Here is a 23,415-nt window from a genome sequence, read left to right as displayed (position 1 = left end):
GATCAGTCCATCACAGCGACCGACGTCCTCACCGCCAGCCGAGCGCCGGGGCGACGTGGGTCAGGATCGCTTCGATGACATGGGCGTTGTAGGCAACGCCGAGCTGGTTGGGGACGGTGAGCAGCAGCGTGTCGGCCTCGGCAATCGCCTCGTCTTCGGCGAGCTGTCGGATCAGGACGTCGGGCTCGGCGGCGTAGCTGCGGCCGAAGATCGCCCGGGTCTTCTCGTCGATGAAGCCGATCTTGTCGCTTTCGTCGTTGCCATAGCCGAAATAGGCGCGGTCGCGCTCGTCGACCAGCGCGAAGATGCTGCGGCTGACCGAGACGCGCGGCTGGCGGGCGTGGCCGGCGGCCTTCCAGGCCTCGCGGTAAGCGCGGATCTGGTCGGCCTGCTGGACGTGGAACGGCTCTCCCGTTTCGTCGTCCTTCAGCGTCGAACTCTGCAGGTTCATGCCGAGCTGTGCCGCCCAGACGGCGGTGGCGTTGGAGCTGGCGCCCCACCAGATCCGCTCGCGCAAACCCTCCGAATGCGGCTCGAGACGCAAGAGACCGGGCGGGTTGGGAAACATTGGCCGCGGGTTCGGCTTGGCAAAGCCTTCGCCGCGCAGCACTTCTAGAAAGACTTCCGCGTGGCGCCGGGCCATTTCGGCCTCGTCCTGACCTTCCTGCGGGGCATAGCCGAAATGGCGCCAGCCATCGATCACCTGCTCGGGCGAGCCGCGGCTTATGCCGAGCTGCAGTCGGCCGCCGGCGATCAGGTCGGCGGCGCCCGCATCCTCGACCATATAGAGCGGGTTCTCGTAGCGCATGTCGATGACGGCAGTACCGATCTCGATCCGGCTGGTCTTAGCACCGACGGCGGCCAGGAGCGGGAAGGGCGAGGCCAGCTGCCGGGCGAAGTGGTGCACGCGAAAATAGGCGCCGTCGGCACCGAGCTCTTCAGCGGCGACGGCAAGATCGATCGACTGCAGCAGCGCGTCGCCCGCCGAGCGCGTCTGCGATTGCGGCGAGGGCGTCCAGTGCCCGAACGAAAGGAATCCGATCTTCTTCATACTGATACCGCACCTTGATCCGTTGTGTCTGGGTCGACAGGTCATGGCACAGTTTCGGGTTGCATGACAATCGGAACTGGGGCGCATGCATCGGCACTGCCATATGCCTGTTGCCGAGTCTTCCCCCGGTCTCTCTCCGGTTCATCGTCGGGTCGTTGTGCCGGGTGGCGAGCTCGACTGTTAGCAGACACCGAACATAATACTCGAAAGGGCTATCGTATCCGCTCATGCCGGCACTATGATTAAACGGGCTCAGCGGAGCAAGCTCCACTATCTTGCGTTCACGCCGGAGGTGCGAACTGTTCCGCCGGCAAACACCCGGTCGCGGGTCAGGCGTGAGACCTGCGACCGGGGCAACGCAGCTTCCTAAAGCGCCGCAGCGAAGGCCATCTTTCCGTTGTTCAGGAAACACGTCTTGTCGAACAGCTTCAGGTCAAGCGGGTTCGGTAGCCTGATGTCGGTGATATCGGGCAGGGACTTCTCAGTCGTCTCAAAGGATCGGTCGATTTGCGCGATGAAGACCATCATCAGGCCGCGCTGCCGAGCGAAAGCCTTCAGCGTTCTGACCTGGGCCGAGAGCTCCGGATTTTCCCGCTTCTGGTCGAGCAGCTGGAGATAGTCGATGACGACGAGGGTGCCGCGGCGCATGGAGGCTAGTTTTTCGGTCATGTAGTCGGCGCTGATGGCGTCGGAGCCGTCGAATTCGAACAGGTGATCGAACTGCGTGCGGTCGATGCCGATAGTACGAAAGCGGTCTTCGACATTCTCTCGCGTATACTCCAGCGAAAAGAATATGCCGCGATGGCCCGTCTTCATCGCCTCGACCGCGAGCTGGAGGCCCATCAGGGTTTTGCCGTGGCCGGGCCGGGCGCCGAGGAGCAGGAGGTCGCCGGGCTGCAAGTGTGTAAACAGCTCGCCGGCGGGCGTAGTGTCGGATGCCTTTGCCGCCAGCAGGCTCCAGCGGCCATAGCCTTCGTCCTTGGCTATGCGGTCGAGCGCCTGATGCAGCGGTATGTCCTCGGCCCGCGACAACGCTTTGGCCTTACGCTTGAGGTGATAGATGGGCCGAGTGGTCTTCATGGATAAACCTCCTATTTGCGAGCGTCGTCCGCAATCCCTCCTTATGCCAGTGCTCGAACAGTCGGTTCGGTGTCAGGTAGCCCTGCATGACGTCTACTTTCCCGATGGAGGGGGGAGGCGTGGGCTGCGCCGGAATCAGATCATAGCGCAGGTCCATTCGGCCGAAAATTGCCTGCGCCGCCTCGGAGCGAAAAATGCGTAACAAGCGGAAGCGGAGGGAATTACGGTAGTCGGTTTCTGCTCGCGTCGATAGGCTGCCGAGAATCAATAAAACGCCGATTTGAACGGAGCGATCGCCGCCCCCATGGCTGAGGCGTCGCTTGCGATTTCGGAAATGATCAGCTTCGGGCGGGGGCGAGCGACGCCGTAGCGGGGGCGGTCGAAGATTTCGGTGCGGTCGATCAGCATCTGCGCCAGCGCCGGCGGGATCTGGCCGCCGAAGACGATTCCCTGCGGATCGAAGATCGCCCAGATCGCGTTGATGAGGCGACTGTAGGCCGGCGTCACCTCGTCCACCCATTCCGCAACACCCGGCCATTTCGCATCGAAATGCTTGCGCATGTAGGTGATCGAAGGAATGTCGAGACCGTTGCGGTTCAGATTTTCGATCAGGTATTGCAGGGCCGGCCGGCGCTTGTTTTCCTCGGCATCGTACATGCCGGAGAACTCGCCGGCATTGCCGACGCCGCTATGCAGCAGTTCGCCATTGCTGACGAGGCCGCCGCCGAAGCCGTAGTTGAAGCTGAGATAGGCGAAATGCTTGATGTAGCGCCCGGCGCCGAACATGGATTCGGCGACCGTGCCCGCCTTGCCGCCATTATGGACCCAGACGGGCTTCTTGAAGAGGTCCGTCAGCAGCGGCCCGAGTTCGATCAGCGACCATTCGTGCAGCGGCAGCGGTGCGTTGTAGCGGGTGCCGCTGACGTGGAAGCCGGCAATGGCAAATCCGATGCCGAAGAAGCTCTCGTCGGAGAGGTCGTTTTCCCGCTGATGCTCGATCAGCTGCGCGCGCACGAGATCGAGCGATTGCGCCATCGAACGCTCGCGCAGCGTGACGCTGCTTTCGGCCAGCACCCTGCCTGATATATCCATCAGGCAGATGCCGATGACATCGGTATTGACGGAGATGCCGCAGCTATAGGCATAGCGGCCTTCGAGGCGCAGCGTCGGGCTCGGCTGGCCGCGGCCGGCGCCGGGCTTCGGCGAGCCGAAGGAGACGATGCCGCGTTCCTCCAGCTGGTCGATGATCCGGTAGACCGATTGCTGGGTGAGATCGGTGTGGGCGGTGACTTCGGAGCGCGAAAGGCCGGGGTGACGCCAGATCAGCCGCAGGAGGTCACGTTCGTTCGAAGAGACGACCCCACCGCCCTCGCGCAGGAAATGCGGCGCGATCAGCGGCTCCGGGAAATAGGCCATACCAATATCTCCTTCACCGATAATTACCAGCGGCGCGTAGTAATTATCGCCGTCACCTCGGTTCATCCGTTCGTTCACCCTTTAGCAGCAGCCTTGCTCGCCCACAAGCGCCCTACGTTCGTCACCAAATTGTTACACAATATGTGTAATAAAGCCGCCGTCACACCGAGCCGGGCGCGAAACCGGCCGATCAAACAGGCGAGGGCAAGATGAAGATTTCCATCCTGGCGGCTGCGGCCGCGCTGACAGCGGGCGCGTGTTCTGCGCAGGCCGCCAATATCGAATTCTGGTACGGCAATACAGGCGTCGTCGAGACGGCGATTCAGGATCAGTGCGCTGCTTTCAATGCTGCGCAGTCCGAGCATCACATCACCTGCATCGGCCAGGGCAGCTATGAGGTGTCGATGCAGAAGGCGATCGCCGCCTTCCGCGCCAGGAACCATCCCGTCCTCATCCAGTTCTTCGACGCCGGCACGCTCGACCTGATGCTGTCGGACGCCGTCGTGCCGGTCCAGGAGGAGCTGCCCGACGTCAAGTGGGACAATTATATCACTGGCGCTCGCGCCTATTACGAAACCTCGGGCGGCAAGCTTTTTGCCCAGCCCTATAATGCCTCCACGCTGCTCTTCTACACCAACAAGACCGAGCTTCAGAAGGCCGGAGTAACCGAGACGCCCGAGACCTGGGAAGAGATCATTGAGGCTGCCCGCAAGCTGAAGGCATCGGGCCACGCCTGTCCCTTCACCACCGATGGCGACACGTGGCGCGTGCTCGAACAGTTCTCGGCCCGCCACGGCCTGCCGATCGCTTCCGAACACAACGGCTATGACGGCCTCGACGCCGAATATGTCTTCAACACCACCTTCGCCGCCGAGCACCTGCAGAACCTTGTCGATTGGCGCAAGGAAGGCCTCGTCAAGCTGGCAAGCGATACTAAGGCCGGCAATTTCACCGCCGCCTTCAATGCCGGCGAATGCGCGATGATGGAGAATTCCTCCGGCTCTTATACGGCCTCCGCCAAAGCGTTCGACGGCAAATACGAACTCACCGTCGGCATGGCGCCGATGTACGAGGGCCATGAGCGCCACAACACGTTTGTCGGCGGCGCTTCGATCTACATCATGAAGGGACACGGCAAGGCGGAGATCGAAGGCGCGAAGGCCTTCCTCGATTTCGTGCGCGATCCCAAGCAACAGATGGCCTTCACATCAGCCACCGGCTACGTGCCCGTCACCAACGACGTTATGGAGGTGATCGCCAAGAGCGGCGAGGGCCAATCGCCGAAATATGCGACTGCTGCCGTCGGCATCGGTTCGATGAACGAGCCGCGCACGCCTGACACGCGCGGCATCCGCCTCGGCTTCTACGTGCAGTTCCGCCAGGTCTTCATGGAGGAGACGCAGAAGGCCTTTGCCGGCGAGCAGACGATGCAGGCGGCACTCGACAGCGCCAAGAAGCGCGGCGACGAACTGCTGCGCCGCTTCGAGCAGACCTACAGCGGCGTCAAGCTGCCCTGATTTTCCGAACTCCCACGCATAGGCGCGCCGAATCCGCGCCTATGCAGCCTTTCAAAGCAGGACCTCCCAGCATGACGTCGGAATCTTCGCTCTTCAGCCATCGCTGGCTGCCGCTACTGCTGGTGGCGCCGCTCATGCTGCTGACCGTACTGTTCTTCTATGTGCCGATCTTCCAGGCCTTCTACTGGTCGTTCTTCCTCGAACGCCCCTTCGGCGGCGGCTCGATGTTCGTCGGCTGGGACAATTTCGCCCGGGTGCTTTCCGATCCCGAATTCTGGAAGGCCGGCCGGCGCACCATCGCCTTCATGGTCTGCGGTTCGACGCTTGCGGTGCTGATCCCCCTGATCCTGGCGCTTGCGGCCGACCGGAAGATCCTGATGTCGCTGCCGGCGCGCAACGTGCTGGTCTGGCCGAAGGGGGTTGCCGGCGCGTCGATCGGCGTCGTATTCGCCTTCATCTTCAATCCGTTCGTCGGCCTATTGGCGCCGCTGAATTCCGCCTTTCCCGGCATCTGGGCGCCGGGCATCGACGGCACGGATGCCTTCATCACGCTGATCGCGGCGCATGTCTGGGGCGGCATTCCGTTCAATTTCGTCATCCTGCTCGCCGGCCTGCAGTCGATCCCGCGCAGCCTGCACCAGGCGGCGGCGATGGATGGGGCAGGGCCGTGGCGGCGCATCTTCGACGTGCAGCTGCCGCTGATTGCGCCGCAGCTTTTCCTGACGCTGGTGCTGGAATTCACCGAAAGCGTCACCTCGGCCTTCTCGCTGATCGATACGATGACCGACGGCGGGCCGGGCGGTTCGACGACGCTGCTCGTCTACAAGATCTATACCGACGGTTTCTCCGGCTACGATCTCTCCGGCGCCTCGACCCAGACGACGATCCTGATGGTCTTCGTCGTCCTCCTTACCGCCGCGCAGTTCCTCTTCGTCGGCCGGCGCGTCAGCTACGACAGGTGAACCATGATCGAAAACGCCCGCTCCCTCAATATTGTGGCCAGCCTCATCCTGATCGCCGGCATCCTTTATATCCTCGGGCCGCTCTACCTGACGTTGTCGACCGCCTCCCAATCCTACGAATTCATGCTGCGCAACGGCCTCGCCTGGTATCCGGGAGGCCGGCTGTTCTCAAACCTGGCGCGGGTCTTTGCCGAAACGCATATTCCGATCCAGATGGTCAACAGCATGGTGACGGCCTTCAGCATTGCGGTCTTCACCTGCATCCTGTCGTTCCTGTCGGCCTATGCCATCGTCTATTTCCGCATCCGCTGGGCCGGTGCCGCTTTCGCGCTCGTCCTTGCGACCATCATGCTGCCGCTCGATATCCGCGTCATCACCACCTATCAGGTGGCGGCGAACGTGTTTTCACCCGTCAATGGGCTGCTCGACGTCACCGGCCTCAACGGTCTGATTTCGGACTATTTCGGCTCGCCGGTGAAGCTGGAATGGAGCGTGCTGAACACGCATCTCGGCCTCATCGCACCGCTTGTCGCGCACGGCACCGGCACCTTCCTGTTCCGCCAGTTCTTCCTGACCTTGCCCAAGGACCTTTTCAAGGCGGCGCGCATGGATGGGGCGGGGCCGTTCCGCTTCCTCTTCGACATTCTGCTGCCGCTATCGCGCACCAGCTTTGCCGCACTCTTCGTGCTGACCTTCCTCAGCGGCTGGACGCAATATCTCTGGCCGCTGGTCGCGGCCTCCACACCCGACATGCAGACCGCCGTCGTCGGGCTGGCGCGGCTCGTTCCCGATGCCGACGGTGAGATGCCGGATTTCCCGATGATCATGGCCGGCGCCATCATCGTCTCCATCATTCCGCTGGCGATGATCGCGCTGCTGCAGCGCTTTCTCGTCCAGGGCCTCGCTCTCACGGAGAAATAGCGATGAATGCGATCGACTTGGCCATCCGCGCCGCTGCCGCCAATATCACGCTTGCGGGGGTCACCAAGGCCTATGACGCGGCGACCACCGTCATTCTGCCGATGGACGTCGAGCTCAGGGCCGGCGAATTCACCGTCGTGCTCGGCCCCTCGGGCTGCGGCAAGTCCACGCTGCTGCAGATGATCGCCGGCCTCGAGCGGGTGAGCGGCGGGACGATCGCCTTCGGCGGGCGGCAGGTGCAGGATCTCGAGCCGAAACACCGGGGCTGCGCCATGGTGTTCCAGAACTATGCGCTCTATCCGCATATGAGCGTCTTCGACAACATCGCCTACAGCCTCAGAGTTTCCGGCATGGCGAAGGCGGAGCGCATCGAGCGGGTTGGCGCGGTGGCGAAGATGCTCGGGCTTTCCAACTACCTCTCTCGCAAGCCGGGACAGCTCTCCGGCGGCCAGCGCCAGCGCGTCGCGATCGGCCGCGCCATCGTGCGTGAGCCCGGCGTGCTCTTGTTCGACGAGCCGCTCTCCAATCTCGATGCGCAGCTGCGCCACGACATGCGCGTCGAGCTTTCCGAACTCCACCGGCGCATCGGCGCCACCACCGTCTTCGTCACCCATGACCAGGTGGAGGCGATGACGCTTGCCGACCGCATCCTCATCCTCAACAAGGGCCGCATCGAGCAGTTCGACACGCCGAAGGCGATCTATCATCACCCGGCTTCCGTCTTCGTGGCGAAATTCATCGGCGCACCGCCGATGAACATTCTGCCCGTCACCGGCGACGGCGCGGTGCTGAGACTCGCCGACGGACAGGCGGTCGTGCAATCGAGGCTCACCGGCGCGTATCAGCTCGGCATCCGGCCCGAGGATATCCTTTTCGGCGGCAGGGCGGACGGCCATTGGCTCACATCCGCGTTGCGTTTCCGCGAGGACCTCGGCTCACACGCGGTGCTCGCCGCCGAGCTTGCCGGCTCGACCGTCAGGATCGCCACACCCTTCGGGGCCGAGGTCGCCGACCACGCCCAGCTCTCTCTCCATTTCCCGGCCTCCCGCCTGCACCTCTTCGATGCAGCGAGCGGCAGGGCCATACCAGGCGCATTCGGCGCAAATTGAAGGAACTTCCATGAAATACATCGACCACATTGCCGACCCGTCGCGTCCCTGCGCCATCGTCGCCCATCGCGGCGCCTGGCATCATGCTCCCGAAAACAGCCTTGCGGCGATCGAGGCCGCCATCGCCGGCGGCTATGACATCGTCGAGGTGGATATCCGCCAAAGCGCCGACGGCATGCTGTTCATCCTGCATGACGATACACTGGAGCGCATGGCCGGCATCGCCCGCGTTCCCGAGGAAATGACGATCGCCGAAATCACCAGCCTCCGGCTGCGCATGGCCGACGGCGGGCCGGAGCAGCCGTTCACGACCGAGACCATTCCGACGCTGGAACAGGTGCTCGAAACCGCGCGCGGCCGGATCTTCGTCGATCTCGACCTCAAGGACCGCGAGATGTTCGGCATCGTCGCCGCCAAGGTTAAGGAAATGGGTATGGAAGACCAGGTCGATCTCAAGGCGGCCGCCGGCACGCCGGAGGCTCTCGCCTGGCTGTCCGCACAAGGCGGCATCGACGGGATTCCCTTCATGGGCCAAGCCTTCTTCCGCGAGGGAAGCGCCGATCAGACGGCCGAGGCGATCCTTTCTATCAGGCCGTTCATGTGCGAGGCCAAGTTCGACCGGTTGGAGACGCTGGCCGGGCAGCACCCGCGCCTGCGCGAGGCCGGCATTTCGCTCTGGGTCAACTCGCTCGATCCGGTCTCCTGCTGCGGCCTGACCGACAGCGCCGCCCTTGCCGATCCCGATGCGATCTGGGGCCGGATGATGGCATCCGGCATCAGCGTCATCCAGACCGACCAGCCGGCGGCGCTGAAGGCCTATATCGAGGCGCGCCAGAAGTGAGGGAGATTTCCGATGCGCTGCTCTCCGCGCTGATGGAGGATATGCGTGCGGCGGCGGGGGCGGAAATCCTGCCCCGCTTCCTCGGCGTCGCCGCCGAGGGCATCCGCACCAAAACCGCGCCCGACGATCTGGTGACCGATGCCGATCTCGGCGCCGAGCGGCGGCTTGGCGAGGCGTTTTCGGTGCGGTTTCGAGAAGCGCTGCTCGTCGGCGAGGAGGCGGTCTCGGCTGATCCCGCGCTGTTGGCGCGGCTTGCCCATGCCGATCTCGCCGTCCTCATCGATCCTGTCGACGGTACCTGGAACTTCGCCCACGGGGTGCCGCTCTTCGGCATGATCGTGGCGATCGTCTCCGGCGGAGAGACCGTGGCCGGGCTGATCCATTACCCCGCCACCGGCGATTTTCTCGCCGCGCGGAAAGGCCTGGGCGCATGGCACATCGCCCGCGACGGCGCGCAGACCCGCCTTGCCGTCGCGCCGGCGTCGCCCGTCGGGGAAATGCACGGCTTCATGCCGCTGCACATGTTTCCCGCCGAAGACCAGCCGGCCTACGCCCGCCACCTGCTGCGCTTTGCCCGCACCACGACCTGGCGCTGCTCCGCCTATGAGTACCGGGCGGTGGCGACGGGGGCGATGAGCTTTTCCCTCAACGCCGAACTTAAACCCTGGGACCACGCCGCCGGCGTCCTGATCCACCGCGAAGCCGGCGGCTACGGCGCGCTGCTGAGCGGCGAAGCCTACCGGCCGTCGATGACGAAGGGCAGGCTGCTGCTGGCGCCGGATGCGGGGAGCTGGGAGGCGATCGCGCAGAGCCTCATGGAAGGGTGATTGTTTGCGCCGTGCCACACGGTACGTAAACCGGCTTAGCGGAGGATCGTATGGAGTGAAGCTGATCCATTATCTCCGGCTCACGCGCTGCCAACCTGCGACAAGCCGCAGCCAGGGCGCGAGGTGGAAGCCGCTCATCAGCAGATACATCGGCACCATTCCGCCGATCGGGAAGGTCTCGGGCGCGGTCATGCAGATCATGTCGGTACTGCCGGTCGCGGCCGTCAGCAGTGCCATGATTGCGAAGGTCGGCGCGGCAGCGAGCGACAGCCATTCGGCGGCGGGCAAGCTCCGGGCGGAATCGCCCGGTCTGCCGGCCGCTCCGTCGGCGGCGGCCGATACAGTCAGCCATTCGGCTGTGTTGAAGGCGGCTCCGCCACCTGGTGCAGCGTGTTCGCTGCCGCTTTTCGAGCTGTCGCCAGAGAGCAGCATCACCGTCACTCCTTGCCGTAGCGGTCGTGGTGGCGCCACCAGATGCCGGTTTCGTTGCGCCCCTTCGGCGCGCGGTCGAGCCATTGGTACACGCCCCAGAGGCCATCCAATCCGCGCGCATAGCTGGAATAGCTGTGGTAGACGGCGCCGTCGATGAGCTCGAAGGCGCTGACGCCCGGCCGGTCGCGGACGTAGGTGGGCACATCGGTACCGGTCATGGCGGCGATTTGCGTGATCGGCTCGTCGCTGCCGCCTTGCTGCGATTCCTCAATGTTCCGGCTGGGCATCGGGTCGGGAGCGGGCGGTTCGCGGCGGTAATTATATTCCACGCCGCCCAGCCGCTGCTGTTCGTCGCTGAACCAGACCCCGAAATCGCTGTTGAAATCGCTGCCGCCGGAGGAGGCCCAGGGGAAGCGCCAGTCCATGCGCTGCCGGAACGCCATGAGCTTTGCAATCGGCGCGCGCGAAACGGCCCAGAGGGCGACGTCGTGATTTTCGAGATGGACGAAGAAGCCGTTGAAGCCGTCGGCGATCGAGGAGCAGGAGGGGCAGCCGGCGCTGTAATCCGGTCCGAACATGAAGTGGTAGACGAGAAGTTGCGAGCGCCCGCCGAAGAGATCCTTCAGCGAGGCATTACCGCCTTCGGTGTCGAAGCGATATTCCTTGTCGATCCTGACGCGGGGCAATTGCTGGCGCTTCAGGGCCAGCGCGTCGCTTTGGCGGGTCAGTTCCTTCTCCTCCTCGAGTAGATTGAGCCTTGCTGCCAGCCACTGCTCGCGTGTTGCATTCAGCTGTGCCGTCATGGGTCTTCTCCTTTGCCTGTCTGTCGTCGTACTATCCGGCGCGGATTGTCTGCCGGCGCCGAGCAGATTACGGCTGGACAGGGGAATGGCGGGAGTGACAAGTGTGACGGGATTTGAATGGACTCGCTGATCACGGCCGCGGCGCTGGCGCTGGCATCGGGCGATGCACTCGGCGCACTGAAGCGGGTGGCGCTGCGCGACGACGCGCCGGCGCTGGCATTGCGCGGTATCGCCATGGCGCAGCTCGGCGATCTCGTCCGCGCCAAAGCGCTCTTGAAGAATGCCGCGCGCGCTTTCGGTCCGCGGGAGGCTGTGGCGCGGGCGCGCTGCGTGGTGGCCGAGGCCGAGATCGCGCTTGTCTCGCGCGATCTGACCTGGCCGGTCAAGGCGCTGGACGCGGCGCGCAAGGTGCTGGAGGCGCATGGCGACAGGGTCAACGCCGCCCATGCGGGCAATGTCGCCATCCGCAGGCTGGTGCTGATCGGCCGCCTCGACGAGGCCGAACGCGCGCTCGCAGGGCTCGATCCGACGCCGCTGCCGCCGGCTTTGCGGGCTGCCCACGAGCTGGTGGTATCAGGCATTGCCGTCCGGCGTCTGCGAACCGAGGCGGCACGATCTGCCTTCGACCGGGCGAGGCTTGCTGCGCACACGGCCGATATCCCCGTGTTGACGCGGGAGGTCGAAGCCGCCGCGCTGGTGCTCGCGACCCCGACGGCACGGCTGGTGTCGCGCGGGCAGGAGCGTGCGCTGCGGCTTGCGGAGGTGGAAGCCCTGCTTTCCTCCCGCACGCTCGTCGTCGATGCCTGCCGTCATGTGGTGTGGAGCGCGGGCAATGCCGTCTCGCTGGCGACGCGGCCGGTGCTGTTTGCACTCGCCCGTACGCTCGCCGAAGCCTGGCCGGCGGATGTGGCAAGGGGTACACTCATCGCGCGCGCCTTTCGTGGCAAACACGCTGATGAATCACATCGCGCCCGGCTGCGCGTCGAGATTGGCCGGCTGCGCGCAGCACTTGCCGGACTGGCGGAGGTCTCGGCGACGAAGCGCGGTTTTGCGATTTCGCCACGCGCCCCCGGCGATATTGCCGTGCTGGCGCCGCTGGTCGAAGGTCAGCATGGGGCCGTGCTCGCATTCCTGGCTGATGGCGAGGCGTGGTCGAGCTCGGCCCTGGCGATTGCGCTTGCGGCCAGCCCCCGCACCGTGCAGCGTGCGCTGGATGCCCTTGCCGGCGAAGGCAAGGTGCAGTCGCTCGGGCGCGGTCGTGCACGGCGGTGGATGAGCCCGCCACTGCCGGGTTTCCCGACGATCTTGTTACTCCCCGGACCGCTGCCGAGCGATTAGGATGAGCCGAACTGGAGGGAAGGAAGCGATGAAAAAATCAGCTGCGAATATCCTGCGTGAATATGGGCCGTTTCCCGGCGCCGAGCGCGTCAATGGCGTCACTTTCGACGGCAGGCATGTCTGGTTCGCCTCGGGCGACAGGCTGAACGCGCTCGAACCCGAAAGTGGAGAGGTCGTGCGCTCCATCGAAGTCGCATCGCATGCCGGCACGGCTTTCGACGGCGAGTTTCTCTATCAGATCGCCGAGGATGTCATTCACAAGATCGATCCGAAGACCGGCCGCGTCCTGTCCACCATCCCGGCGCCCGGCAATGGCGGCGACTCCGGCCTCGCCTGGTCGGAAGGCACACTCTGGGTCGGCCAGCACCGCGGTCGCAAGATTCACCAGATCGATCCCGAGACCGGCAAGATCCTGCGCACCATCGAGTCGAACCGTGTCGTCACGGGCGTCACCTGGATCGACGGCCAGCTCTGGCATGGCACCTGGGAGGGCGACGACAGCGACGTCAGGCGCATCGATCCGGAAACGGGAGAGGTGCTGGAGCGGCTTGAAATGCCTGAAGGGATCGGCGTCTCCGGCCTCGAATCCGACGGCGCCGACCGCTTCTTCTGCGGTGGCGGCGGCAGTGGCAAGATCCGCGCCGTGCGCCGGCCGGGGTGACCGCGATGCGCCACGCGGTGGAGCCCGGTCCCCGCAACGCGAATCTCGATCGAGCGGGTGATTGATTTCGTCACCTGACGATCTACTTTCGCGGCAGTGGCGAGGCTTCGGCGCCGGTCGAGGGGGCTCCACGCAAGCCGATCCAACCGCGAGGAGAGACTTTGAAATACCTGCGCACGACGCTCGGGCCTAAGAGCAAATCCGAGCTTGGGATGATCCTCCCGCACGAGCACGTTTTCGTCGATCTCAGGACGCCGGACCAGCCCGGTTATGCCGAAGCGGAGACCGAAGACGTCGTTCGGCTGATGGCGCCTGAAATCGAGCGGATCAAGAAGCTCGGGGTGACGGCACTCGTCGAATGCTCGACGGGCGGCGTCGGACGGCGTGCGGACATCGATCTTGCCGTGTCACTTGCAACGAATTTTCCGATCGTCGTTCCCACCGGCAATTACCGTGAACCCTGGATACCCGAATGGGTCCGCCATGCTTCCGAAAAGGCACTGGAGGCGTGGATGCTTCGCGAACTGACGGAGCAGATCGACGAGACCGGGTTTCAGGCCGGCTGGATCAAGCTCAGCGCCGGCGATGACGGCATGACGCCGCTCGAGACGAAAATCCTGCGGGCAGCGGCGCGCGCCGCGGTGCAGACAGACGCGGTCATCGGCAGCCATACGATCAGGGGGCGGGTCGTCATGGATCAGCTCGACGTCATCGAGGGGGAGGGCTATCGGGCCGACAGATTTATCTCGATTCATACGCAGGAAGAAAAGGACTTCGGCTATAACGTCGCCGTCGCCGAGCGCGGCGCCTGGATCGAGTATGACCATGTCGGCCGGGCTGAAGATAACGAGGTGGCGGACCTGGTGATCAGGGCGCTGGAGGCCGGTTGCGGCGACCGCCTGTTGTTGAGCCATGACCGCGGCTGGTTCGATCCGGCGCTGCCGATGGGCGGGACCCCGAAACCGTACACCCATCTTTCCACGGTCTTGCTGCCCGAGCTAAGACGGCGAGGCATAGACGATGGGACCCTGATGCACCTGACCCACGTGAATCCGTTCGAGGCTTTCGCCCGATAGGGAGTGCCTGGCCGGCGGAGGTCTGCACAATCGTGTCGCGATAGTTGGAATTGCTCAAAAGAGAGCTTGTTCTAAAAATGACGGCGATACCAGGATCTATGCCGAGCCGCGCTCGTCGAACAAAAGCGCCATGCTGATCGCGTCGATGAACCGGCCGTCAATGCGTGCCGCACGCCGGACCATGCCTTCGCGGGCAAATCCCACCTTTTCGTAGAGGGCGATAGCACGGGCGTTGTCTTCGTAAACATCGAGTTCCACCCGCGCAAAATCGGCGTCCTGCGCCGCTCTCAATGTCGTCTCGATGAGCCTTCGTCCGAGACCCTGGCCGCGATAGGCGCGCAGGATTCCCATGCCGAGCTTTCCGCGGTGGGCGTGTGACGGGAAAAAATGCCGGCTGATGTCGCACCAGCCGACCACCTCTTCGCCGCTCACGGCAACGAATTGCGGATTGCCGTTTGCAATCATGCCCATCACGAACTCCCGCGTCTGCGGCAGGGGTGTTGCTTCCAGCATGGACAGGTATTTTTTCTCCCGCGCGACGAGATCGAGGGCGCGATGAAAGCTGTCGATGTGCGCGGCAGCGATCGGTTCGATCCCGATGCCTGACATATTGGGCGATGTTGCGGCGTCCATAAGCGCTCCTTCGAAGATCGCGAGATGCCGTAATCGCCATCTCGCCGACCCGCACGGGAGCGCATAATTCACCGTCCGTCAACTTTTGCGTGTTAATTTTCAGCTAACGGGCGCCATCAAAAGGTTGCGAGTATTGAAGGTCGGGCTCACATCGCGCATCACGCTTGTCCTCGTGACGCTCACCTGCGCGGCGGCCGTGTTGCTGTGCGGATTTGCGTGGCTCGCCGCGGTGAAGGTCGATGATCTCTATTTGCGCCGGCAGGCCGACTTCGTTACCCAAGGATTGGAAGAGCAGATCAATGCGCTTCCGCGGGAACAGGAAAGCGTCACCAAATGGGACGACGCCTTCCTTTCGGCCAAGCAGCGGAACCATGAATGGCTGCTTGACAATGTCGGCCGCTGGACGAGCCAATATTTCGGGCACGACAGAACCTACGTCTTCGACGACACCAATCACCTGATGTTTGCGTTCCGCGATGGAACGGACACCATGCCGCCGCGTCTCGGCAGCGACGACGGCCAGGAGATGACGGCGCTGGCGGGCGAGATGCGGGCTGCTCTCCTCGAGAGCACAAAGCCGGGCGCCGAACCGCTTGGTCAGCTCGCCAGGGTCCGCACGATCATGATCGGCAACCGGCCGGCGATAATAAGCGCGCGCCCCATTCTGCCGAGCTCGACAAGGATGCAGATCGAGGCCGGCCAGGAGTTCATCGCCGTCTCGGTCAAGTTCCTCGACGGAAAGGCGGTCGAAAGCATCGCCCATTATGCGCGGCTCGAAGGATTGCATTTTACCGCATCGAAGAGTGACGCACGGGCGCAGGTGCCTGTATCGTCGCATGACGGCGGCACGATCGGCTATCTCGTCTGGCAGCCGATCCGGCCGGGTTTCATGCTGCTTCAGCAGATCGCGCCGGCGGGGCTCGGCTGCCTGGCCCTGCTGATCGCCGCGGTGTTCTGGCTCGGACGAGGGCTGCATCGCACCTCGCTGACCCTTCTGGACAATCAGGCTGAGCTCACCCACCATCGCAACCACCTGGAAGAGATGGTGGCGGATCGAACCGCAGAAATCGAAAGACAGAGGGAGGAGCTGGACCGCCTGCTGGTACACGAGCGCCAGGTGAATGCGCTCCAGCGCCAGTTCGTCGCCATGGCCTCGCACGAATTTCGAACCCCGCTTGCGATCATCGACGCCGCCGCCCAGCGGCTCTGCCGCTCGACGACCAATGTCAGCGGCGAGTACGTTCACGAAAAAGCCGGAGTGATCCGAAGCGCGGTCGTGCGCATGGTCGATCTGATGGAGAGCATCCTTGCCAGCGGCCGGCTCGAAACCGGACAGATCATATTGAAGCGGAGCGAAGGCGATCTGAAAGCCCTGCTCGTCGCCTGCTGCGACAGACAGCGCAAGCTCAGCCGCTCGCATGTCTTCCATCTCGATCTCGAGCTGATGCCTGACCGATTGCCCTTCGATCGAAGCGCGATGGAACAGGTCTTCACCAACCTGATTTCCAATGCCGTCAAATATTCGCCCAATGCGCCTGACATTCATGTTCGCGCCCGGGTTGATGAAAAGAAGGTGGAAATCGCCATCGCCGATAGCGGCATTGGCATGGATGCGGATGACCTGCCGAAACTGTTTCAACCCTATTACCGGGCCCGCAGCGCCACGGGCATTGCCGGAACCGGCATCGGCCTGAATGTCGTCAAGCAGGTTATCGAGCTGCATGGCGGCAGCGTCGAGGTGACGAGCGAGCTTGGCAAGGGCACAACATTTACCATTTCTCTGCCAATAGAGTCTCTATTGTCGGGTCAACAAGTCGCAGCTTAAGGAAGAGCTCATGGTTACCGTCCTGTGCATAGAAGACGAAGTCGAGATCCGGAATCTCCTCGTCGAAGAGTTGAGCGAAGCCGGCTACAAGACGCTCGAGGCCTCGAACGGCGCCGAAGGCCTGGAAATGATCCTGTCGAAATGGCCAGACATCGTCATCAGCGATATTTCCATGCCCGTCATGGACGGACACCAGCTTCTGGCGGAAATCCAGATCAACCACCCCGAGCTCTCCAACATCCCCTTCATCCTGCTGACGGCGCTGACCGACCGGGAGAATACGCTCGCCGGCCTGCGCGCCGGGGCGGCCGACTACCTGACGAAGCCGCTCGATTTCGACCTGCTGCTCGCCAAGCTCGAAGGCTGCGTGACGCGGCTGGAGAACGACAAGGCGGTCAATCGGTCGTTTTGAGGTGTGGCGTTGAACGAGATGAGGATGAAGGCCGTGCCGTGCGGCCCCGGGCCTGGCATCGATTAGCCTAACCTCTCCGCCGTCATTCCTGTGCTTGTCACAGGAATCCAGCCACGGCGCGTCTGCGCCGTGAATGACTTAATCCGACCTTTGAAAAAGAGTCTCCCGCGCCCAAGGACTTGGGCGCGCTGGATTCCTGTGACAAGCACAGGAATGACGGAGGAAGGGTTGGCGCGAGGTGACCACGGCCGTCGCAAGATGCTGTCGCAGCGTCTCGGCCCAATCCCCGCCTCACTTCCTCAGCCTCCCCAATACCTCCCCCAGCACCTCGAACACCCGCCGATCCAGCATCTGTGACACGTTGAACCGCATGAAGTTCGTCGCCGACTGGGACAGGCTGAAAGCATTGCCGGGGGCAAGCACGATCTTCCTTTCCAGCGCGGCCCGCGCCACGTCGGCCGCATCGATGCCGTCGGGCAGCCGGCACCAGAGGAACATCCCGGCCGGCGGCTCCAGCCAGGGCGTTATATCAAGGCCTTTCAGCCGGGCCGAGACCTCGCCCATCGCCCGGGAAAGCCGCTGTCTCAGCGTCTCCATGTGTTTGCGGTAGCTGCCGTCGCTCAAGACGTTCAGCACCAGTTCCGCCGTCAGCCGGCCGCCGCCGAAGGAGGTGGCGATCTTGAGATCGGTCAGTCCGTCGACCCATTCCGGTTTGGCGGCGATGAAGCCGCAGCGGGCCGAGGCTGAGAGCGTCTTCGAAAAGCTGCCGATGTGGATGACCCGCTCGAGCCCGTCGAAGGCGGCAAGGCGGGGCGCCGGCATATATTCGAAATCGGCGAAAATATCGTCCTCGATGATGGTGAGATCGAACTGATCGGCGAGCTTCAGAAGCCGGTGGGCCGTCACCGGCGAAAGCGTTGCGCCAGTCGGGTTGTGGATGGCGGAGTTGGTGATGTAGAGCCGCGGCCGGTGTTCGGCGACGACCTGGGCAAACAGCTCGATATCGGGGCCGGACGGCGTATAGGGCACGCCGACGATCTTTGCCCGATGGGCGCGCAGCAGCGCGTGGAAATTGAAGTAGCAGGGGTCGTCGACCAGCACCGTGTCGCCGGGCTCCAGCAGGAAACGGCAGAGCAGATCGATTGCCTGGGTGCCGGAATCGGCCAGCATGATCTGGTCGGGGGAAGCTTCGATGCCGCGTTCGCCCATGCGCCGCGAAATCAGCTGGCGCAGCGGCGGCAGGCCGAGCGGCGAACCGTAGTCGGCAAGCGCCGGCCCGTCGGCGCGGGACAGTGTTCTGAGCCCGCGGCGCATGGCTTCGCCGGGCAGCCAGGAGGGCGGCAGCCAGCCGCAGCCGGGCTTCAAGTCACTCTCGCCGGCCTCCAGCGATTGCCGTGATATCCAGAACGGATCGACGGCGCGATCGAGTTTCGGCCCGGCCTCGGCAAGCGCAAAGGGTGCTGCCTGGTTGGCGACATAGAAGCCGGAGCCTGGTCTCGCCAGGATCGCGCCTTCGGCGACCAGGCGCTCATAGGCATCGACCACGGTCGAGGTCGACAGCTTCAACGTCGCCGCCAATCCCCGGACCGAGGGCAGCCTTGCGCCGGGCGTCAGGCTGCGGCCGGCAATGCGCTGCCGGATCGTTGCGATCACCATCTCGACGCGTGTGCGTCCTGCCAGTTCTTCGTTCATCTGTACTGCTTTCCGAACCATAACAGTTTGTCGAAATCGTATCAGACTGTCACTGTCCTGACCATCCGTCCTGATCGATAAAGGCTGAAGCGCGTCGCTTTCGAATTTGATTCAAGTGAGGCGCCTTAGGTCGTTGTTTTCATACATGCTGTCCAACCTGAGGGCGCCTTGGACGGCATGCATCGGGAAGGAAGAGTGCATGATGGAACGCATGACGGCAGGATGGATCAACGGCTTGGTCGGCGTGGTGATCTTCAGCGGCTCGCTGCCGGCGACGCGCGTCGCGGTAGCGCAGTTCGATCCCGTGTTCCTGACCGTCGCGCGCGCGGCGATCGCCGGGGTATTGGCGCTCTGCCTGCTGATCGTCTTTCGTGAAAAACGGCCGTCAGGGCGTGATATCGTCTCGCTCGTCGTCGTCGCGCTCGGCGTCGTGGTGGGCTTTCCGCTGCTGACGGCGATCGCCCTGCAGCATGTCACCTCGGCCCATTCCATCGTCTTCATCGGTCTTCTGCCGCTGGCAACCGCGACCTTCGGCGTCGTCCGCGCCGGCGAGCGGCCAAAGCCGGCCTTCTGGTTCTTTTCCATTCTCGGCAGTGCGCTGGTGGCGGGCTTTGCCTTGGCGCAAGGGGGCACCGCATCGCCGGTCGGCGACGTCCTGATGCTGGCGGCGGTCCTTGTCTGCGGTCTCGGTTACGCCGAAGGCGGCAGGCTGTCGCGCACCCTCGGCGGCTGGCAGGTGATTTCCTGGGCGCTGGTGCTGTCGCTGCCGCTGATGGTCACGGTCGCCTTTCTATACCGGCCAGTGAGTTTTGCCGGCATCGAAATGCCGGCGCTCGTCGGCCTTGCCTATGTCTCGCTGTTCTCCATGCTAATCGGCTTCATCTTCTGGTATCGCGGTCTTTCCCAGGGCGGCATCGCCGCCGTCGGCCAGCTGCAGCTGCTCCAGCCCTTTTTCGGCCTGGCGCTCGCCGCCACCCTGCTGCGTGAGACGGTGACATGGAGCATGCTTGGGGTGACGGTCGCCGTTATTCTGTGCGTGGCGGGGGCGAGGAAGTTTGCGCGGTAGGGCTTGCGCCGGCCTCTGCCGGTCACAAAGCCGCCGCTCAATCGTCAGCAAATAGCCCTGTTACCGCCGCATCCTGCCCTTTTCAGGCTTCATCGTCGCGACCTCGCCAGCCTTTTGCGTGGCTGAGCGATCGACCGAAATCACCGGAAAAGGAATGAAAATGATCACTCGTTACACATCCCTTGCAACGATGACCGCTGCGGTCTTCAGCCTGCTGGCTCTCAGCCCGGCATCCGCTGTGGAGATGGCCCAGGCGCAACAGCAGCCCGAACAAGGCCAGGCGCCGATGCAGGGACAGGGCGGGGGTACGAGCGCGCCCGTCAGCGATCAGAAACTCGAAGCCTTTGCCGTCGCCTACCTGCAGGTCGATAAGGTCCGGCAGCAATATTCGGCCAAGATCGACGCAACGAAGGATCAGGCAGCAAAGCAAAAGCTGCAGGAGGAGGCCAAGAAGGAGATGGTCGAAACCGTCCAGTCCTCCAACGACATCTCGGTCGAGGAATATTCCTCGATCCTGACGGCGGCGCAGAGCGACCCGGCTCTCGCCAAGAAGGTCCTGGACAAGATCGGAGCACCGCCGCCGGCGCAGTCGCAACAGCAGCAATAGGCAGCGCGGCCCTGTAACATCCCTAAGTCGGACGAAGGGAAGGTCGAGCTGAAAGTCCATGCGGCGAGTGGGCGCGAAATCCCACTTGCCGATCTCCCCTTGTGGGGAGATGCCGGGCAGGCCAGAGGGGCCACACACCGTCCGATAAGGCAATCCGCCTTCTACCGCACGTCAAGCCGCCGACGTCGAGCCTGTGACGCCCGCCAGCGTCACATCCGTCACCCCGCCTGACGATTCGAAGTCGAAGATCTTTTGCGTCACCAGCGCTGCCGCACCCCGCGCCCAGGAATTGTCTTCCCAATCGGGCAAAAGCGGCGGGGCGGTGCGGAAGGTGCGGACGGTGAGGGCTTCGCGCAGCGGCGTGAGGAAGGCATCGCCGAGGGAGACGGCTTCGCCGCCGGCGACGATGACTTCGGGGTCGGTGATGTTGACGAGGTTGGCGAGTGCGGTGCCGATGCCGCGGCCGGAAGCGGCGACGAGGGCGGTGGCGGTGGCATCGCCCGAAGCGAGGGCTTCGCGGAGTTCGGGGAGGCCGAGGTCCTCGCGGCCGGTCGTTTCGCGCCAGCGGCGCAGCATCGAGAGCTCCGAGTGATAGGCCATCAGGCAGCCGCGCTTGCCGCATTCGCAGAGCCGGCCGCCTTCCTCGAACAGCGTGTGGCCGAATTTGCCGGCGGCACCATTGGCGCCGCGATAGAGCTTGCCGTCGATGACCAGCGCGCAGCTGATGCCGACGCCGACGGCGAGCACCGCCATGTTGCGGTGCTGGCGGCCGAGGCCGAAGAGCTGCTGGGCGATGGCATAGGCATTGGTATCGTCCTCCAGCCAGACCGGCACATGGACGCGGCTTGCGACCAGCGCGGCGAGGGGAACATTGTCCCATTTGAAGCGGTGGCTGCGCACGCAGGCCGTCTGCTCGTGGTTGATGACGCCGGGCATGGAGATGCCGATGCCGGCGAGCTTGGCTTTCGGCCGGCCGGCGAGCTTCACCAGTTCGGGGACGGTCGCCGCCAGGAGATCGGCGACATAATCCGGATCGTGGCCCTTCAGATCGACGCGCGTGGCGGCGAGAGGATTGGTGGCGAGATCGGTCGCCACGCATTCCACCGAATCCACCATCAGCTTGAAGCCGAGCGCGAGCGAGTGCTCGTAATTGATCTCGACCGGGATCGGCCGGCGGCCGGCGGGGCCGGGCACGGCCTTGCCCTCGGTGACAATGCCCTCTTCCAGCAGGTCCGCCACGACGAAGGTGACGGCAGCGGGGCTCAAGCCGATGACGGTGGCGATATCGGCGCGGCTCCTCGGCCCTTCGCGGCGGAGAAGGTTGAGGATGAGGCGTCGGTTCATGGCTCTCGCCGTGGTCTGGTCGCCTTTCAGCTTCACGATGCATTCCTTAATTTTGTAAATTAATTATTGCGGGCTCGCACAATCTATGCATAAGTTCGGCCGCCGATCAACTGAGGCAGCCGGATTGTACGGTCGAGTTCAGGAGGCGGGATCGGCGCGTTGAAGGCCTGGGTGAGCGCGCTCCAAGGAGGAGGCGGCTCGGCCAGGCGGTGTTGTCGATCAACCGGGAGGAATTCAATGGTATTCTTAAAGCATTTTCCCTCAACCACCCGCAGAAGCTTCCTGAAGGGGGCGGGCGTGGTTTCGGCGGCGGCGGTGACGGGCAGCTTTCCGATGCCTGCGATCGCGCAGGCGCAGGACGTCACCATCATCTCGTCGGAGAATAACGGCGCCGCCCTCGATGCGCTGAAGTCGATCGCGGCGGGCTTTACCAAGGAAGCCGGCGTCAACGTCGTCGTCAACAATATGGACCACGAGGCCCACAAGACGGCGATCCGCAACTACCTCGTCGCCGGCGCGCCCGACATCTGCTTCTGGTTCTCGGGCAACCGCATGCGCGCCTTCGTCAAGCGCGGGTTGTTCGACGATATTTCCGACCTTTTCGAGAAGGAAAAATACAAGGACGTGCTGGGTGCGACGGCCAGCGCCGTCACCGAAGACGGCAAGCAATACGGCCTGCCCACCGGCGGCACGCTCTGGGGCATGTTCTATCGCAAGGACGTGTTCGATCAATACGGCCTGACCGTGCCGAAGACTGCGGAAGAGTTCCTGGCCTATGGCGACAAGTGCAAGGCAGCCGGCATCACCCCGGTTGCGATCGGCACCAAGGAATTGTGGCCGGCGGCCGGCTGGTTCGACCAGATGAACCTCCGCATCAACGGCCTCGACAGGCACATGGCGCTGATGAACGGCGAGATGAGCTATCTCGATCCGGCGCTGACGCCGGTCTTCGACCAGTGGGAAGCGATGATTTCAAAGGGCTTCTTCACCCCGAACCACACCTCCTTCGGCTGGCAGGAGGCCGCAGCACTTCTGGCGCAGAAGAAAGCCGGCATGATGAACCTCGGCGCCTTCCTGCGCTCGGCCTTCACCGAAGCGGATCTGCCGCAGCTTGCCTACGCGACCTTCCCGGTGCTCGATCCGAAGATCGGCCATTTCGAGGAGTTCTCGGTCAATTCGGTCCATATTCCCGCCAAGGCGAAGAACAAGCAGGGCGCCCGCGATTTTCTCGCCCATTTCTACAAGCCGGAGAACCTGGCGGCCTATCTGGAGCCGGGCGGCAACGTGCCGCCGCGCAACGACCTGCCGGCGAGCAAGGACCCGCTCGTCAATGTCGCCGTCGAAACGATGAAGACGGTGCAGGGCGCCTCGCAATATTACGACCGCGACAGCGACCCCGACATGGCCCAGGCCGGCCTCGTCGGCTTCCAGGAGTTCATGGCCAAACCCGATCGGCGCAAGGCGATCCTGACGCGGCTCGAGGGCACGCGGAAGCGGATTTACAAGATCTGAGGCTGGGTGCCGCAGCCCAGTCTGTTGGCAAGCCGCCCTCCACTCGACGTCATCCTCGGCCCTGTGCCGAGGATCTGCTGCCCTATCGGTTCGGGGTTAGATGCTCGGGGCACAAGCCCGAGCATGACGAAGGAAGGGTGGCGGGTTTTGCCAGCATACCGGGGCGTCGCCTTACTCCCGACGACGCCCGCCTCCACTCGACGTCATCCTCGGCCTTGTGCCGCGGATCTGCTGCGCATCGACGTGGTCAGATGCTCGGGACAAGCCCGAGCATGACGAAAGAGAGGCTG

The 23,415-nt window shown here is 63.8% G+C and carries 22 protein-coding genes; 14 read left to right on the top strand and 8 right to left on the bottom strand.

All coding sequences use genetic code 11. The features are described from left to right. Positions 1–28: 28 nt before the first annotated feature. The 3 genes from A7X77_RS08880 to A7X77_RS08870 form a co-directional block, all read right to left on the bottom strand. Complete coding sequence (locus A7X77_RS08880) at positions 29–1,051, bottom strand: LLM class flavin-dependent oxidoreductase (protein WP_064682581.1); 1,023 nt, start codon at positions 1,049–1,051, stop codon at positions 29–31. Positions 1,052–1,417: 366 nt separating this feature from the next. Next, positions 1,418–2,131: a DNA helicase gene (locus A7X77_RS08875; protein WP_064682580.1), complete on the bottom strand. Its 714-nt coding sequence runs from the start codon at positions 2,129–2,131 to the stop codon at positions 1,418–1,420. A 264-nt stretch (positions 2,132–2,395) separates the two neighbouring features. Next, a complete protein-coding gene (locus tag A7X77_RS08870; RefSeq protein WP_064682579.1) occupies positions 2,396–3,547 on the bottom strand; it encodes an ROK family transcriptional regulator in 1,152 nt (383 codons plus the stop codon). Positions 3,548–3,756: 209 nt separating this feature from the next. On the opposite strand from A7X77_RS08870, the gene A7X77_RS08865 reads away from it, so the two are divergent. The 6 genes from A7X77_RS08865 to A7X77_RS08840 all read left to right on the top strand — a co-directional run bounded on the left by A7X77_RS08865 (position 3,757) and on the right by A7X77_RS08840 (position 9,724). After that, on the top strand, positions 3,757–5,064 hold the full coding sequence (locus A7X77_RS08865) for an extracellular solute-binding protein (RefSeq protein WP_064682578.1): 1,308 nt from the start codon (positions 3,757–3,759) through the stop codon (positions 5,062–5,064). A gap of 71 nt (positions 5,065–5,135) precedes the next feature. Beyond that, positions 5,136–6,026, top strand: coding sequence for a carbohydrate ABC transporter permease (locus A7X77_RS08860; RefSeq protein ID WP_064682577.1), 891 nt, complete (start codon positions 5,136–5,138; stop codon positions 6,024–6,026). A 3-nt stretch (positions 6,027–6,029) separates the two neighbouring features. Then, positions 6,030–6,947, top strand: a complete 918-nt coding sequence (locus A7X77_RS08855; RefSeq protein WP_064682576.1) for an ABC transporter permease subunit — start codon at positions 6,030–6,032, stop codon at positions 6,945–6,947. A 2-nt stretch (positions 6,948–6,949) separates the two neighbouring features. Next, complete coding sequence (locus tag A7X77_RS08850; RefSeq protein WP_064682575.1) at positions 6,950–8,056, top strand: ABC transporter ATP-binding protein; 1,107 nt, start codon at positions 6,950–6,952, stop codon at positions 8,054–8,056. Positions 8,057–8,066: 10 nt separating this feature from the next. Continuing rightward, positions 8,067–8,897, top strand: coding sequence for a glycerophosphodiester phosphodiesterase family protein (locus A7X77_RS08845; RefSeq protein ID WP_064682574.1), 831 nt, complete (start codon positions 8,067–8,069; stop codon positions 8,895–8,897). Beyond that, positions 8,894–9,724: an inositol monophosphatase family protein gene (locus A7X77_RS08840; RefSeq protein ID WP_064682573.1), complete on the top strand. Its 831-nt coding sequence runs from the start codon at positions 8,894–8,896 to the stop codon at positions 9,722–9,724. The genes A7X77_RS08845 and A7X77_RS08840 overlap by 4 nt, the downstream gene beginning before the upstream one ends. A 69-nt stretch (positions 9,725–9,793) precedes the next feature. On the opposite strand, the gene A7X77_RS08835 is transcribed toward A7X77_RS08840, so the two are convergent. Both A7X77_RS08835 and A7X77_RS08830 read right to left on the bottom strand, forming a co-directional pair. Beyond that, a complete protein-coding gene (locus A7X77_RS08835) occupies positions 9,794–10,156 on the bottom strand; it encodes a hypothetical protein (protein ID WP_064682572.1) in 363 nt (120 codons plus the stop codon). Between the two features lie 5 nt (positions 10,157–10,161). Continuing rightward, positions 10,162–10,959, bottom strand: a complete 798-nt coding sequence (locus A7X77_RS08830) for a DUF899 domain-containing protein (RefSeq protein ID WP_064682571.1) — start codon at positions 10,957–10,959, stop codon at positions 10,162–10,164. Between the two features lie 117 nt (positions 10,960–11,076). On the opposite strand from A7X77_RS08830, the gene A7X77_RS08825 reads away from it, so the two are divergent. The 3 genes from A7X77_RS08825 to A7X77_RS08815 all read left to right on the top strand — a co-directional run bounded on the left by A7X77_RS08825 (position 11,077) and on the right by A7X77_RS08815 (position 14,034). Continuing rightward, positions 11,077–12,297 (top strand): hypothetical protein, encoded by a 1,221-nt coding sequence (locus A7X77_RS08825; protein WP_064682570.1) that lies wholly within the window; start codon positions 11,077–11,079, stop codon positions 12,295–12,297. A gap of 28 nt (positions 12,298–12,325) precedes the next feature. Then, complete coding sequence (locus A7X77_RS08820; protein WP_064682569.1) at positions 12,326–12,958, top strand: Vgb family protein; 633 nt, start codon at positions 12,326–12,328, stop codon at positions 12,956–12,958. Positions 12,959–13,119: 161 nt separating this feature from the next. Further along, entirely contained in the window at positions 13,120–14,034 is a 915-nt protein-coding gene (locus tag A7X77_RS08815) for a phosphotriesterase family protein (RefSeq protein ID WP_064682568.1), read from the top strand. Between the two features lie 96 nt (positions 14,035–14,130). Here A7X77_RS08815 and A7X77_RS08810 read toward each other — a convergent pair whose 3' ends face one another. Next, positions 14,131–14,667 (bottom strand): GNAT family N-acetyltransferase, encoded by a 537-nt coding sequence (locus A7X77_RS08810; RefSeq protein WP_064682567.1) that lies wholly within the window; start codon positions 14,665–14,667, stop codon positions 14,131–14,133. Between the two features lie 85 nt (positions 14,668–14,752). On the opposite strand from A7X77_RS08810, the gene A7X77_RS08805 reads away from it, so the two are divergent. Beyond that, positions 14,753–16,492, top strand: a complete 1,740-nt coding sequence (locus A7X77_RS08805) for a sensor histidine kinase (RefSeq protein WP_064682566.1) — start codon at positions 14,753–14,755, stop codon at positions 16,490–16,492. A 10-nt stretch (positions 16,493–16,502) separates the two neighbouring features. After that, a complete protein-coding gene (locus A7X77_RS08800) occupies positions 16,503–16,904 on the top strand; it encodes a response regulator (RefSeq protein ID WP_064682565.1) in 402 nt (133 codons plus the stop codon). Positions 16,905–17,195: 291 nt separating this feature from the next. Here the strand turns inward: A7X77_RS08800 and A7X77_RS08795 are convergent, their stop codons facing one another. Beyond that, positions 17,196–18,617: a PLP-dependent aminotransferase family protein gene (locus tag A7X77_RS08795; protein ID WP_064682564.1), complete on the bottom strand. Its 1,422-nt coding sequence runs from the start codon at positions 18,615–18,617 to the stop codon at positions 17,196–17,198. Positions 18,618–18,798: 181 nt separating this feature from the next. Between A7X77_RS08795 and A7X77_RS08790 the strand changes: the two genes are divergently transcribed. Both A7X77_RS08790 and A7X77_RS08785 read left to right on the top strand, forming a co-directional pair. Next, the gene (locus A7X77_RS08790; RefSeq protein WP_064682748.1) at positions 18,799–19,662 is read left to right on the top strand and encodes a DMT family transporter; all 864 of its coding nucleotides are present in this window, start codon (positions 18,799–18,801) and stop codon (positions 19,660–19,662) included. A gap of 160 nt (positions 19,663–19,822) precedes the next feature. Continuing rightward, entirely contained in the window at positions 19,823–20,269 is a 447-nt protein-coding gene (locus A7X77_RS08785; RefSeq protein ID WP_064682747.1) for a DUF4168 domain-containing protein, read from the top strand. 171 nt (positions 20,270–20,440) lie between these two features. On the opposite strand, the gene A7X77_RS08780 is transcribed toward A7X77_RS08785, so the two are convergent. Beyond that, positions 20,441–21,649 carry an ROK family protein gene (locus tag A7X77_RS08780; RefSeq protein WP_064682563.1) on the bottom strand — a complete coding sequence of 403 codons (1,209 nt, stop codon included), beginning with the start codon at positions 21,647–21,649 and terminating at the stop codon, positions 20,441–20,443. A gap of 201 nt (positions 21,650–21,850) precedes the next feature. Here A7X77_RS08780 and A7X77_RS08775 point away from each other — a divergent pair, with 201 nt between their 5' ends. Continuing rightward, complete coding sequence (locus tag A7X77_RS08775; RefSeq protein ID WP_064682562.1) at positions 21,851–23,125, top strand: ABC transporter substrate-binding protein; 1,275 nt, start codon at positions 21,851–21,853, stop codon at positions 23,123–23,125. Positions 23,126–23,415: the final 290 nt, after the last annotated feature.

Source organism: Rhizobium bangladeshense (genome assembly GCF_001662075.1).
Classification (GTDB): Bacteria; Pseudomonadota; Alphaproteobacteria; order Rhizobiales; family Rhizobiaceae; genus Rhizobium; species Rhizobium bangladeshense_B.
Note: the sequence above shows the minus strand (reverse complement) of the source record. Positions and strands in the feature narration are given on the sequence as shown.